The sequence below is a fragment of the Shewanella jiangmenensis genome, from assembly GCF_018596335.1.
Taxonomy (GTDB): Bacteria; Pseudomonadota; Gammaproteobacteria; order Enterobacterales; family Shewanellaceae; genus Shewanella; species Shewanella jiangmenensis.
This window is the reverse complement of record NZ_JAHEPS010000001.1, coordinates 1235147-1248623: the sequence shown is the minus strand read 5'-3', so window position 1 is coordinate 1248623 and position 13477 is coordinate 1235147. Positions and strand designations below refer to the sequence as shown.

Annotated in this window: 12 protein-coding genes; 9 read left to right on the top strand and 3 right to left on the bottom strand. The window is 57.1% G+C overall.

Translation table 11 applies throughout. The features are described 5' to 3' along the window. Positions 1-592: 592 nt before the first annotated feature. Together KJI95_RS05570 and KJI95_RS05565 are read right to left on the bottom strand one after the other, a co-directional pair. Positions 593-1228, bottom strand: a complete 636-nt coding sequence (locus tag KJI95_RS05570; RefSeq protein ID WP_214506137.1) for a response regulator — start codon at positions 1226-1228, stop codon at positions 593-595. A 62-nt stretch (positions 1229-1290) separates the two neighbouring features. Further along, positions 1291-2520, bottom strand: a complete 1230-nt coding sequence (locus KJI95_RS05565) for a sensor histidine kinase (RefSeq protein WP_214506136.1) — start codon at positions 2518-2520, stop codon at positions 1291-1293. A gap of 249 nt (positions 2521-2769) precedes the next feature. Here KJI95_RS05565 and KJI95_RS05560 point away from each other — a divergent pair, with 249 nt between their 5' ends. From KJI95_RS05560 to KJI95_RS05525, 8 genes are all read left to right on the top strand, one after another. Further along, entirely contained in the window at positions 2770-3195 is a 426-nt protein-coding gene (locus tag KJI95_RS05560) for a DUF2141 domain-containing protein (RefSeq protein WP_214506135.1), read from the top strand. Between the two features lie 5 nt (positions 3196-3200). Continuing rightward, positions 3201-4706, top strand: coding sequence for a carotenoid oxygenase family protein (locus KJI95_RS05555; protein WP_214506134.1), 1506 nt, complete (start codon positions 3201-3203; stop codon positions 4704-4706). 238 nt (positions 4707-4944) lie between these two features. Next, complete coding sequence (locus tag KJI95_RS05550; RefSeq protein ID WP_214506133.1) at positions 4945-5619, top strand: hypothetical protein; 675 nt, start codon at positions 4945-4947, stop codon at positions 5617-5619. Between the two features lie 22 nt (positions 5620-5641). Then, positions 5642-5863, top strand: a complete 222-nt coding sequence (locus tag KJI95_RS05545; RefSeq protein WP_214506132.1) for a hypothetical protein — start codon at positions 5642-5644, stop codon at positions 5861-5863. A gap of 468 nt (positions 5864-6331) precedes the next feature. Next, positions 6332-7867 carry a TolC family protein gene (locus KJI95_RS05540; RefSeq protein ID WP_432653777.1) on the top strand — a complete coding sequence of 512 codons (1536 nt, stop codon included), beginning with the start codon at positions 6332-6334 and terminating at the stop codon, positions 7865-7867. Then, positions 7864-8832 carry an HlyD family secretion protein gene (locus KJI95_RS05535; protein ID WP_214506130.1) on the top strand — a complete coding sequence of 323 codons (969 nt, stop codon included), beginning with the start codon at positions 7864-7866 and terminating at the stop codon, positions 8830-8832. Before KJI95_RS05540 ends, KJI95_RS05535 begins: the two co-directional genes overlap by 4 nt. A 2-nt stretch (positions 8833-8834) precedes the next feature. Continuing rightward, positions 8835-9983, top strand: coding sequence for an ABC transporter permease (locus KJI95_RS05530; RefSeq protein ID WP_214506129.1), 1149 nt, complete (start codon positions 8835-8837; stop codon positions 9981-9983). After that, positions 9980-11137: an ABC transporter permease gene (locus tag KJI95_RS05525; RefSeq protein WP_214506128.1), complete on the top strand. Its 1158-nt coding sequence runs from the start codon at positions 9980-9982 to the stop codon at positions 11135-11137. Before KJI95_RS05530 ends, KJI95_RS05525 begins: the two co-directional genes overlap by 4 nt. 95 nt (positions 11138-11232) lie before the next feature. Here the strand turns inward: KJI95_RS05525 and yjgA are convergent, their stop codons facing one another. Next, positions 11233-11799 (bottom strand): ribosome biogenesis factor YjgA, encoded by a 567-nt coding sequence (gene yjgA / locus KJI95_RS05520; protein ID WP_214506127.1) that lies wholly within the window; start codon positions 11797-11799, stop codon positions 11233-11235. 164 nt (positions 11800-11963) lie between these two features. Between yjgA and pmbA the strand changes: the two genes are divergently transcribed. After that, positions 11964-13307 (top strand): metalloprotease PmbA, encoded by a 1344-nt coding sequence (gene pmbA / locus KJI95_RS05515; RefSeq protein WP_214506126.1) that lies wholly within the window; start codon positions 11964-11966, stop codon positions 13305-13307. The last annotated feature ends 170 nt before the right edge of the window (positions 13308-13477 follow it).

The following is a 13477-nucleotide window of genomic DNA, read 5'->3' as shown; positions in this document are numbered from 1 at the left end:
ATTTCTTTATACGTTCAAAAGCTTCAGCTATCCCGGTATCGATGTACTCGGTCCGCTCTAACTGGCAACGAGTGAATACGGAGTTGGCATAGCTGCGCATGTCTTTGCGGCTACGGCTACGTTTATTGAGAAATTTGCTTAACAGCGCATCCATTGATGCCTCCATGCTGCGGGTGATGAAAGAGGGGTGTCACCCAGGTTATTCCTGCGTCTGTTGACGGGGTTGGGTGCAGAAGCCTTCGTAAAGACACATTCTGTAAGACCCTGTCGGCGAGGAAGGCGTGAGGCAAAGTTGCCTGAATGAGCCGTCCCTGGCTTGCGGTCGCCAAGATTACTCAATGCGATGGTTGGTTTCAATCACCCGGCAGGCTGGCGGCTCAGCTGATTTGTACCATGCGGGCGTTATCTACAGTATTACGTTTGGCGTGCGTAAAGCGGACAGCGGCAAAGGGCGAGCGGGTATTGGCAGTCACGAAGGCCAATTAAGGAAGACTCAGCGCGCTGGTTGCCAATAAGGCTCAGCTGAGCTCAGGACTGCTGCGTTAGTCGTGATTTACTTTTGCGACTCACTTTTGCGACTTATGTTTGTCATCTAGTCACCCAAAAGCCCGGCGCTCAGGGCTTTGAGTACGGCGCGGGTGCGGTCTTTGGTGTTGAGTTTGGCGAGAATCACCGACACATGGTTTTTTACCGTGCCTTCGGCGAGAAACACGGCTGAGGCGATTTCTTTATTGGTGTAACCGGCGGCCATGAGTTTGACTATCGACAGTTCGCGCTCGTTCAAAGGTTCGATATTCGGGTCGGCAAAGGTGGCGAGCTGGGCCTTGGTGAGCTGGCCGAGCAATACGGGCTCGGCGAGGGTCTGGCCTTCATGCACCTGACTCAGAGCCGAGGCGAGCTTGTCGCTGTCGATGTCTTTGAGTAAAAAGCCGTTGGCTCCACGCTGCATGGCCTCGATGAAAAGCTCAGGTTCATCGAAGGTGGTGAGCATCACCACCCTGGTGTGGCTGTCGTGCTGCCGAAGCCGGGTCAGGAGTTCGATGCCGTCCATGTTGGGCATACGCACATCCAGCAGCAGCACGTCCACCGGTTGCTGCTTAAGTTTATTCAGCGCGCCGTGGCCGTCGCTCTCCTGCCATGCCAGCGTAAAGCCCGAGGTGAGTGACAGCAGGCTGGCGATGCCCTGCCTGACCAGGGCTTGATCGTCTACGATGGCGACTCGGATCATGATGTTTCCTTTCTTACTTTTGTGCTGAATATGTCTTGATGCAATTGGTTTTATTATCTTTTTCAAGCCTGAGCTGTGCCTGGTGCGGACGTTAAGTAAAGCGGCAGGCTGGCGCTGACCTGCCAGAAGCCTTGCTGCGGCTCGCTTTGCTGTTCGCTATCCAATTCGCTACGCAGCCCGCTATGAAGGGTGCCGCCGAGGGCGTTGGCGCGCTCGGCCATCGAATGCAAGCCAACGCCTGAGTCGCCGTGGCTGCGCCGTTTTGAGCGCCACTTTTTATTGACTGGCTTATCGACCGGATTGTCGATGCGGATTTGCAGCTGGCCTTGGTCGATAAAGAGCTTCATCACCACGTCGCCGCTGCCGTATTTGATCGCATTGGTGAGTGCTTCCTGACAGATCCGCAGCGCCGCTTCTGCCACAGTGGCGGGGATGTCGGCGCCATCGAGGGCATGGTCAAAGCGGATGCTGCGGCCACCAAGGCGGCTTAGCATCTCATCGAGTACAGCCACCAGATTAAGCTGGGTGTCGCGCCGCTCGGCCCGCACCACTTTACGTATTTCCCCCAATAACTCTTTGGCAATGAGGCGGGTATCGATAAGACCCTGCTTCAACGGCTCGTTTGCCTGATGGGACAGATAGTCGAGATTTAGGGTCAGCGCGGTGAGCTGATGGCCGCAGATGTCGTGCAGATCGCGGCTTAATTTAAGCCGCTCTGACTGGCGCACGGATTGTTCAAGCAGCGCCTGAGTGGAGGCAAGCTCTGCATTTTTAAGCTCAAGTGCGGCGCGCGCCTCCCGCTCACTGACCACGTTGCGGCTCACGCTCAGGGAAAACAGCTCAAACGCGAGATACAAAAGGCCCGCCACAATCAGATTGCGCCAGTCATGCTGCCAATACAGGGTTTGTACCAGATAGACAAAGAGATTTGCGGCAATAAGAAGGAGCAGGCTTTGGCGCATAGGCCGTAAAAAGGGCAGTTGACCGGCGATAATAACCAGCAGAATGCTGCTCAGCATATCGGCGCAAAGCAGATTGATGGCGCCAAAACTTACGAGCTGACAGCCCAGCGCAATAAAACGTGTTCGCTCGCCAAGCTTGAGGCTATGGGCGAGATTTACCAGTAAAAAGCCAATCAGAAACAAGAGAATAAGCAGTGCCAGCACGGCTTTTTGGCCGTCAAAATCCAGCAGTAAAAAGGTAATCACAGCCCCGAGTACGCCCGAGGCGCACAGGCTTGGGTTAAAGCCGTCCGCACTGAGGCGGGAGGCGCGTTCGCCAACGCTTGTCATTGCCATGTCCCTGGCTGAAAACGAAGCCTTCATCTTAAGCAGTCACTTAATAAAAGCAACGCGGCAACGCAAATCATGACTTTTGGCACCTGTGGCAATGGGCGGTGGTTTTTACACTGGCTTCACTGAAATGCTGCACCAGGGCAGGGCTTTGGTGATTTTCGCAGGCACATCAGCAGGCTATATCTACACGCTAACTCAACACATTAAATCAATAGACCAGATCAGCAACGCAAGAGGAACTGCATCATGAACATCAAAAACCTATCGGCACTCTTTGTCATCAGCCTTGGCTTGGGCAGCTTTGGCGCGGCGGCGGCCAATCTCACCATCGACATGACCGGCATCAAGGAGCTTAAGGGGCAGCTGTTGGTGGCTGTGTATGACTCGGCCGAGTCAATGGCGTCTGGCAGTAATGCCTTTAACCGCCAGATTATCAAGGTAAACAAAAGTGAGCATTCGCTGACCTTAAACGACGTGCCCGCAGGAGAGTATGGGGTGATGGTGTTTCAGGATCTCAATGGCGATAACAAGCTTGGGCGCAACTTTGTCGGCATTCCCAGCGAGCCCTATGGATTCAGCACCAACCCAAACCTGATGGGCGCGCCGGAGTTTAAAGACATCGCCTTTGCCGTTGGCAGCGACGACAGCCGCATTCAAATCAGCCTGGAGTAACAGTCATGCAAAGGCGCGAATTTCTGCTTAAAGGTCTTGCGGCATTTACCGCCACGGCGCTGATGCTGCAAAGCCGCAGCCTGTGGGCGCTGCAGGGGAAATCCTATGCTGAGCTCTTTGATAATGAACTGAAAAAACAGCCTGTGCTCAAAGGCTGGCAGGGGCTCAGTGACGATATCGCGCCCTATTCGGTCGCCTGGGAGGGCAAGTTGCCTGCCGAGCTTTACGGCACGCGCTTTTATCGCAATGGCCCAGGCCTGCAGTGCCGCGCCGGCGAGCGCTACCAGCATTGGTTTGATGGTGATGGCTTTATCAACCAATTCACCTTTGGCGACAGGCTGTCCCATCAGGGCCGCTTTGTCCGTACCGCCAAGTTTGAGCAGGAAAGTCGCGCCGGGCACTTTTTGTATAACGGCGCCGGCAGCCATGTTGCCGATGCCAAAGCGATTCGCTCCAACGAAACCATCAACACCGCCAACACGGCGCTGCTGCCGCTGGGGGATGAAATCCTCGCGCTGTGGGAGGCGGGCGCGCCCTATAGTCTGGATAGCCAAAGCCTTGAAACCAAAGGGGCAGTAAGTTTTGCCGAGCCACTGACCGGCGTGCCCTTTTCCGCCCACCCCCACAAAGACCGTCAGGGCTTTATCTGGAACTTTGGCGACTTAAACCTGCTTGGCTACCCGGGGATGATGCTTTATCAGCTCGATAGCAGAGGTAAGCTGTTAAAGTACAAGACGATTCCGGTTGAGCCCGGCTACGTGCACGACTTTGTGGTCACCGACAACTACCTGATGTTCTACCTGCCGCCTATCAAACTGGAGCGGGGCGGCCTGTACCTTGAATCCCTCAAGTGGCAGGCGGGCGAGGGCGGCCGGCTGCTGCTGGTGGATAAAAACAGCCTGACGATAAGCCATGAAATCCCCTTCGAGCCGGGCTTTGTGTTCCACTTCGGCAATGGCTTTGAGCTTGCTGAAACGGGCGGAGGCCGGGAGCTTTGCGTGAGCCTGTGCTGGTATCCCAATGCCGATGTGATGCTAACCGCCATGCAGCAGGTGGCGGATCCGGCGCATCTTCTTAAAACCGACAAGGCCGAACTTTGTACCTTAAGGATTAACCTGAATACCTTCAGTGCCAAACTGGAGCACAGTGGCGTGGCCTTCGAGTTTATCCAGTTTGATAAGCGCGAAAGCGCCGCGCCCGGCGTCACTCACTATGGGGTGAGTAAGCAGGAAGGTAATATTTTCAATGGCCTGACATCGGTCAGCCAAACCGCCAACGGCGTGCCTGATAAGCTGCAACATTACCGCTTTGGCGATGGCGTGGTGGCCGAAGAGCCGCTGTATCTGCCTTCAGCAGCACATGGCGGCTACCTGATTAACACCAGTCTGGACTATCTTGCCGGCAAAACCCATGTGAATGTATTTGTGGCCGAGCGGTTGAGCGACGGCCCCATTGCCCGCGCGACCCTCAAGCAGCAACTGCCACTCGGCTTTCACGGCGCGGCGGTGTAATAAGGCCTTACGCAGTTTTGCCCGCTCGGGCATGGATTGGATAGATGTAGCGGGCGCAGAGGCTATAGCGCGACAACGCTACAACGCTCCGGTGTTGAACAAAGCTTGCTGCTGTGCTGTGATAGCGTTTCGCCGATTTTTCAGGCAAAAGCGTTTGCTTTGCAGCAACTTGGCGCTGCAGAGCTCTCAGAGCATAAAGAGTACAAAGAGTTCAGGACCGGAAGCCGGAGCGGGCAGGATGACAAAATCAGGTACCATGGAAAAGGAAGTCGCCGCATCGGCCGGCGAGCAGGCACGTAGCTGGCGGCAAGATCCGCTGATCCAAAGCTTTATGCGGCTTTTAGGCTTGTTTCGCCGCTCACCGGCACTGATGCTGAGCTTAACCTACCTCAGCGCCGGGCTGATGGGGCTGCTCTACAACGCCTGGCTCTTGTGGCAGTTTGACTTTAATGTGCTGCCTTACCTCGAACTGTCAGACGTGCTGCTCGCCACCTTGCATTATCCGCAAATTATCATGTGGTTAGTGCTGTTTTGCTGTGGCTTTGTTCTGGTGTCCATGCTGGCGCTCTGGATAAATGAGCGCCGCGGCAAGTCGGCCCGGCCGCAAAAGTTGCCGGTGTGGGCCTGGGTAATCCCGGTGCTGCTGACCTATCTGGTGATGGCAGCGCTGATGTCGGCCAAAACCACCACCGAAAAAGTGCACGCCGGCCTTGGTCAGTGGTACCGGGTGCAGCTGTCTTATCCCCTGTATCAATCGGAGCAGCAAAAGACGCTATATCTGCCACGGGCGCAGTTTATCACCCGCACCGCGTCTTACCTGTTTATGATGCATGAAGGACAACTGACCGTTTTGCCCCACAGCAACATCTCTGCACTGGAGCCCTTGGCGCAAGCCGTGGCGCAGGAACAATAACGAAAAGAGGTCTGAATTTAACATGGTGATGGTGCGTGCCTGGGCTTGGATGCCGCTGCTGCTCGGACTGGCCTGTGTTGCTTTTCTGGCAGGCTCGGCGTTTTTTGCCTATCAAACTGGTTGTGCCGCGGATTTAAAAACCGGTGGTGTAGGTAACATCCAGCTTGCATTTCATTATGGCGATCTCGGCGCCGGTTGTTTTTGGCCGGCATGCTCTGCGGCGCTGCCGGAATCTTGCTGCTAAATATGCTGGAACAATCCGTTCGCTTTACTTGGTTGACCTTATTTATGCTTGGCGGCGCCGCATTTTATTTGCTGGCGCTGGATCTCGAAGCCTTTGGGGTTCGCCACTGTTTAATGACTTAGTTACTTAGTTACTTAGTTACTTAGTTACTTAGTTACTTAGTTACTTAGTTACTCTCCTTTCGCGGGTGACCGAATGTGATGGCCCATCATGGAGCTTAAAGGGAGCACCTCCCTGCGGCCTCTGGTTATGCTGACTTCCAAGGTTTAAAAATTCGCCAAAAAAGATTAGGATCCGAGGACTTACCAAGTCTATGTGCAAAAGCCCTTTGGCTGTCTTGCCAAAAGAATGGCTCTGCTGAGCGCCTGACCGCGCCGTAGCGCTACGCCGGGTTAACCTGGGTGGTTTGCCGCCTGGTGTAAGGTGCGTCACGGCCCATCAAGGCATATTGGTGAGTCATAGAATGGAATGCTATCATCCGCCACTGGAAATAGAGTTAATGCTCTAGAGGTGTCAATGAAACCTATCATCACACTGCTGCGCCTGGCGAAAATGGGGTGTTTGTCCCGTCGCCCTGTGCCGACTTATGGCGCTGGCCGTGTCTTTAAGCGAGCCCAGCTTGCGGCTTTATCTCTTGTGTTCGCTGCGGCGGCGCCGTCTTTCGCCTATGCCCAGAGTTTTGATGCGGCCTGGCAGCAGTTGCAACAGGTAAGCGATAAGCTTGCGGCCTCCAGTGCCAAGGTTGACAGGGCCCGCGCCGAGCGCGATGCCGGGGAAGACATGAATCTGCCGGAGCTGTCACTTAATGGCAGTTACACCCGCCTTGAAAAGCCGCTGGAGATGGATCTTCGCGATCTCAATCCGCTGGCATCGCTGGACCCCAAAACCCTGCCGCCGGCGCTTGGCGCCGCTCTTGGCAGTATTCCGGGTGAGCTGTTTGTAACTCCCTTTACCGAGCAGGATATCTTTCGCTCGAGCCTGTCGGCCATGTGGCCGATTTACACCGGCGGGCGCATCAGTGCCGCGCAGGGTATTCACGAAGCCCAGCTTGCCGAAGAAGAGCAGCAGCGGGAGCTGACCCGCCGCGAGCTGTTTACCACGCTGGTGGACAGATACTACGGGGTGATGGTGGCCGCCGAGCTTGCCCGCACCCAGGATAAGCTGGTCGCATCGCTCGAAAAACACGTCGAACACGCCAAAAAACTCGAGGCTCAGGGCCAGATTGCCAAGGTCGAGCGTCTCAACGCCGAGGTGGCGCTGGATAACGCCAGGGTGCAGGCGTCCAGCAGTCGTCGTCAGTATGAAATCACCGAGCTTGCGCTGCGAAGCCTGTTGAAGTCGGCCGACGCGCCGTCATCGCCGCTGTTTGTCGCCCCGCGCGAGCCGTCGCTGCCGATGCTGGCCGAGCGCACCCAAAAGGAGCATCCGGCGCTTAAGTTGCTGGATGCCAAAGAAATTCAGGCCAACGGTTTGATTGAGGTCGAGCGCGGCGCCTACAAGCCGCTGGTGTTCCTCTACGGCAATTACACCCTCTACGAGGACGACAGCCTGTTTGCCAAAATGGAGCCGGACTGGATGGTGGGCGTGGGCTTTAAGATGCCGCTGCTCGCCCGCGATGGCCGCAGTGGCAAGGTGCAGGCCGCCAAGAGTGCGCTGTTGCAGGCCCGCCACACCAAGGCGCAAACCCGCGAAGACTTAAGTTTGCTGCTGGAGCAGAGTTTCCGTCAGTTGCAGCAGGCCGAAGAAGAATACCGCGCACTGGCAAGCTCCCGCGAGCTGGCGCTGGAAAACCTCAGATTACGGGAACTTGCCTTCAATCAGGGCATGTCCACCTCCATCGAGCGGGTGGACGCCGAGCTTAAGCTCACAGCCGTCGATACCCAGCAGCTGGGTGCCAAGTTTCGCTATGTGCAGGCCTATGCACGCCTCATGGCCATCTCTGGTCAATTGGATGAATTTGTCGGCCAGACCCGTCTCGCGTCGGCTGTGGGAGAACAACAATGAAGGCCAATCGTTTGCTTGCCGTCGTCGCGTTGCTGGCGCTAGCGGCGGCGCTGGTGTGGGGGCTTATGCTGGCCCATACGCCCAAGAGTGCGCCGCTGCAGGGGCAGATTGAGGCGCGGGAATACCATGTTTCATCCAAGGTGCCCGGCCGTATCGAAGAGGTGATGGTGCGCCGCGGCGACAAGGTGGCGGCGGGCGATCTTCTGTATGTGATTGACAGCCCAGAACTTAACGCCAAGCTGATGCAGGCCGAAGGTGGCCGCGATGCCGCCCGTGCCATGCAGCTTGAGGCCGACAGCGGTGCCCGCAAGCAGCAAATCGCTGCCCAAAAGGAGCAGTGGCTCAAGGCCAAAGCAGGATTGGAGCTGGCCAAGACCACCTTCGAGCGGGTCGATAACCTCTTTAAAGAAGGGGTGGTGCCACGGCAGAAACGCGATGAGGCCTACACTCAATGGCAGGCGGCCAAGTACACAGAGCAGGCGGCGCTGGCGGTGTATCAGATGACCGAAGAAGGCGCGCGGGAAGAAACCAAGGCGGCCGCCGCCGGTAACGCCCGTATGGCCGAGGGCGCGGTAAAAGAAGTCAGCGCCATTCTGGCCGACAGCCAGATGCGCGCCCCCCGTGGCGGCGAGGTGTCTGAGGTGCTGCTGCAGTCCGGCGAGCTGGCGCCGTCAGGCTTTCCGGTGGTGAGTCTGGTGGACATGAGCGATGCCTGGGCCGTGTTTCAACTGCGCGAAGACATGCTCAAAGACGTGAAACTGGGCGAGCAGAAGACGCTGTATATTCCGGCGCTGGATCTGCGCGCCGAGTTTAAAGTCAATCATATCGCGGTGATGGGCGACTTTGCCACCTGGCGCTCCACCGAGAGCGGCCACGACTTCGACCTGCGCACCTTTGAGGTGGAGCTGGTGCCGCTTAAGCCCATCGACGGCCTGCGCGCCGGCATGTCGGCGATTTGGGAGTAAGCATGCAGGCCTTGCTGCGCCGCGAGCTCGGCGCGCTCTGGCAAAGCCCGTGGCAGCTGGCGCTGGCAAGCTGGCTGCCGCTGGTCTCTATGTTGGCGCTCTGGTGGCTGTTCAGCGCCGCTCTGCCACGCCAACTGCCGGTGGCCTGGGTGGATTTGGATAACAGCAGCATCAGCCGTGAGCTTGGTCGCCATGTGGCGGCAAGCCCGGTGGCGAGCCCGAGCTCTTTTGGCAATGTTAATGATGCGGTCGCAGCCATGAACCGCGCCGAGGTGTATGCGCTGGTGGTGGTGCCCGCCGGTTTCAGCCGCGAGCTAATGACAGGCGCCGAGCCGACGGTCGATGTGCGTTACAACGGCCAGTTTTTGCTGGTGGGTAAGCTGCTTGCCGCCAATCTGCAACTTGCCATCGCCGACGCCATGAAGCCTTTGGCCTACACCAAACAGCTTGCCTCGGGCGCGAGCCCCCATCAGGCAAAAGTGAATATGGCGCCCATCCGAACCCAGACCACGGCGCTGTTTAACCGCAACAACAACTACGTGGGCTTTTTGGTGCCGCCTGTGCTGATTGCCCTGTGGCAGCTTGTTGCCATGCTGGTGTTTGCCAATGCCCTTAATCGGGAGCTGGCAGAGCCAACTGCCACGCCATTGCTGAAGCGGTTCGCCGCCAAGTTTGTGTTTTATCTGCCGCTGTTATTGGCGCAGGGGCTGTTTATCCACGCGCTGCTGTTTGGGTTTCTGGCGCTGCCGCTGGCAGGCTCGGTGCTGTGGCTGGTGCCTGCCATGGTCGCCATGCTGCTGGCGGTTTTTTTGATGGTGGCCTTTATCTTCCTTCTTATGCAGGAAGCCGCGCGGGTGGTGAGCTTTTGCACCGCGCTGTTTGCTCCCGCGTTTGCCTTTATGGGCGTGACCTTTCCGGTGCACGATATGCCGGAGGCGGCGCAGTATTGGCGGCTTTTGATGCCATCGAGCCATTATATCGATTCGCACATTGCGCTGGTGAGCTACGGCGTCAGCGGCGCTGAGCTGCTCGTTAAACTCCTCTCTTTCGCGCCCTTTTTACTGCTGCTGGTGCCAATTTATTTGCTGGCAGCCAAGGGGCTGCGGGCACAGGATTTGGCACAAACCGGCAACACGGAGCATGCCCTATGAGCCTGCTTCGACTCATCCTTCGCGAGCTTAAGGCCATCGTCAGCGACAAGGCGATTGCGGTGACCCTGTTTGGTGGGGTGCTGTTTTACGCCGTGCTCTATCCCTTGCCTTACCTGCATCAGGTGCCGACCGAGCAGGCGCTGGTGGTGGTGGATTTGGATAACACCAGTTTAAGTCGCACCCTTATTCGCCACGCCGATGCCAGCCCGAAAATTCAGGTGGCTGCGGCGGCGGGTAGTGTGGGCGAGGCCAAGGCCATGATTGCCAGCGGTAAGTTTCACGGCCTCTTGGTGATCCCCAGTGGATTCAAGCGTGACCTGCTGCTGGGTAAGGGCGCGACCCTAAGCTATGGCGGCGATGCCAGTTACTTTTTGGTGTACTCGGCGCTGGTAGAAGGCCTGGTGTCGGCGGGGATGGATGCCGCCAAATCGGTGCAGCTATTGGGGCTTTTGAGTCGCGGCGAGTCCTTCAGCGGCGCGGCGCTTAAATTGAATCCTATGCATCTCAATGCCGTGCCCGCCTACAACCCGAGCCTGGGTTACATTCCTTATGTGGTGCCGGGGCTGTTTTTGCTGATTTTGCATCAGACGCTGCTTATCGGTACCGGCATTCTCGGCGCTGGTCAGTGGGGCAGGGCGAGTGCGGATGGCGGCAGCGACTACTGGCGGCAGCTGTCGCCGCTTAAACTGCTGTGCGGCCGGGCGCTGGCATTTGCGCTGATTTATCTGATGTTTGGCAGTTTTTACCTTGGCTGGTGTTATCACTGGTATGGGGTAACAGTGCAGTCGTCGCTGATGGACATGGCGCTGTTTGCCTTGCCGTTTTTACTCTCGACCCTGTTTGCGGGCATTGCGGTGAGTACCCTGTTTGTGCGCCGCGATATGCCGACTCAGGTGATGCTTCTCGCGTCCATGCCGGTGCTGTTTGTCAGCGGCTTTGTCTGGCCTTTATCGCTTATCCCCGAGCCTTTGGTGATGGTGTCCAAGGTTATTCCGGCGGTGCCGGCGATTTTTGGCATGCTCAAACTCAATCAGCTCGGCGCGGGGTTCTCAGCGGTGCACACCGAGTGGCTGCTGCTGTGGGGCTTAAGTCTGCTCTACTTTGTGCTTGCGTATATCGGCCTTAAGTGGCGGCTCTCGCGCTTTACTGATTAAGCCTTGATAGATAACAAAAAGCCCCGCGTCGCGGGGCTTTTGCTTGGGCGGACAAGCTTAGCTTGTCTTTTTAGCCCGTCATTTTAGCTCGCCATTTAGCTAGCCATTCCGTCGCGCAGGTATTTCAGCAGCTCTTTACCGGGCTTGGATTCCAGCGCTTTGGCTGGGTTTGATTCTTCCTTGGCGGCTTCGGTGGCCACTTCTTTGGCAAGGGCCCGCACCAGTTGGCGCAGCTTCTGGCGGTCGAGCGCCGGATGGGCTTCGACCAACTGCTGAATTTCGCTGTCGCCTTCACTGAGCAGGCGGTCGCGGGTCTTTTCCAGCACGTGCACGCGGGCAGCTTCAGAGTTGTTGCGATTGGCGAGTTTATCCAGCGCAGCCAGTACCGGCTCGGTCTCGATATTGCGCATCAGTTTGCCGATGTACTGCAGCTGGCGGCGATGGGCTTCGCTGTTGGCCTTGATCTTTTTGGCGGCCGTCAGGGCTTCCAGCAGGATCTCGTCCAGCTCCAACTTGCCAAGCTGGCTGCTGCTCAGGCTAAGCAGACGCTTGCCAAGCTCCTGGGCGGCATGGGATTCCCGCTTGACGGACGACTTACTGACGTAGTTTTCGTCATCATCATAGGGCTGTTTGAAATTCTCTGGATCGCCAACAACGTTCATTTACTCAAAACCTCATTTCACGCAATCCGGCAATATTACCACTAAGCGGGTGGCGGCGCGAATAAGTCCTGCGAAGGAAGGGGGTAAGCGCCGATTTGTGGATGTGATTTGCCGGTGGCCTTTGTTATGCTTAGACCAATTCTGCCCTTAACTCGAGCGATACAGTGTCATCTAACAAGATTGAAGTGGAAATGGCGGCCCTGAAAGACGCAGTGGCCATGGCCTTGGATTACGCAAACACCCTCGGCACCAGTGCCGCTGAGGTGGCGATTTCCAAACAACAGGGATTGTCGGTGTCCACCCGCCTCAAGGAAGTGGAAACCGTGGAGTTCAACAAGGACGGTGCCCTTGGGATCACTGTATACCGCGATGGCTGCAAGGGCAGCTCGTCCACTTCTGACTTAAGCCCCGAGGCCATTCGTCAGGCGGTAAAGGCCGCCGATGATATCGCCCGCTATACCTCATCCGATCCTTACAATGGTCTGGCCGATGCCGCGCTGATGGCAAAAGACATTCGCGATTTGGATTTGTACCATCCCGAGACCCTGACCCCGGATGAACTGGCCGAGCTCGCCATTCGCGCCGAGGCAGCAGCGCTCGATGCCGATCCGCGCATCAAAAATTCCGATGGCGCCAGCGCCAACGCCCACACCGGCATCAAGGTATACGGCAACAGCCACGGCTTTCTCAATGGCTACTGCTCGTCCCGTTACTCCTTAAGCTGCGTGGTGATTGGCGAAGAGGACGATGGCAATATGCAGCGCGATTACGACTACACCATGTCGCGCCGCTACGGAGAGCTGTTAGCCCCTGAGCTGGTGGGGCAAAAGGCCGCCGCCAAGACCTTAAGCCGCCTCGGTGGCCGCAAAATTGCCACAGGTACCATGCCGGTGCTGTTTGCCCATGAGGTTGCCACCGGGCTCATTGGGCATCTTATCAGCGCCATCAGCGGCTCCAGCCTGTACCGTAAATCAAGCTTCCTGCTGGATGCACTCGATACTCAGGTGTTCCCTGAATGGCTCAGCATCCGTGAAGAGCCGCATCTGCTCGCGGGCCTTGCCAGCGCCCCCTACGACAGCGAAGGGGTGGCCACGGTTGAGCGCGACATCATCCAAAGCGGTGTGCTCGCGACTTACCTGCTTACCTCCTATTCCGCCCGCAAGCTTGGCATGACCAACACAGGCCACGCCGGTGGTATATACAACTGGACCTTAAGCGACAGCGGCATGGATTTCGATGCGCTGGTGCGCCAGATGGGCACTGGCCTGATAGTTACCGAGGTAATGGGTCAGGGCGTGAACATGGTGACCGGCGACTACTCCCGCGGCGCTGCCGGTTTTTACGTGGAAAACGGCGAAATTCTCTATCCGGTGGAAGAAATCACCATCGCCGGCAACCTTAAAGACATGTACCGCAGCATTCAGGCGGTGAGTCAGGATAGGGATCTGCGCTCCTCCATCCGCACCGGCGGCATACTGCTGGACAAGATGAAGGTGGCCGGTAACTGAGGTCGGTTTTGATGCTTGCTTCTGAATAGCAAGCCTGAAATCAAGCAGAATAGGAAAGCCCCGCGTGCGGGGCTTTTTTGTTGCTGATAGTGTCTTTATCCCGACGCGAATAGGCCTTGGGTTTAAGTTGCTGCGGCGTTTCCAAGCCAGTTAACCAAGGGCCGATCGCT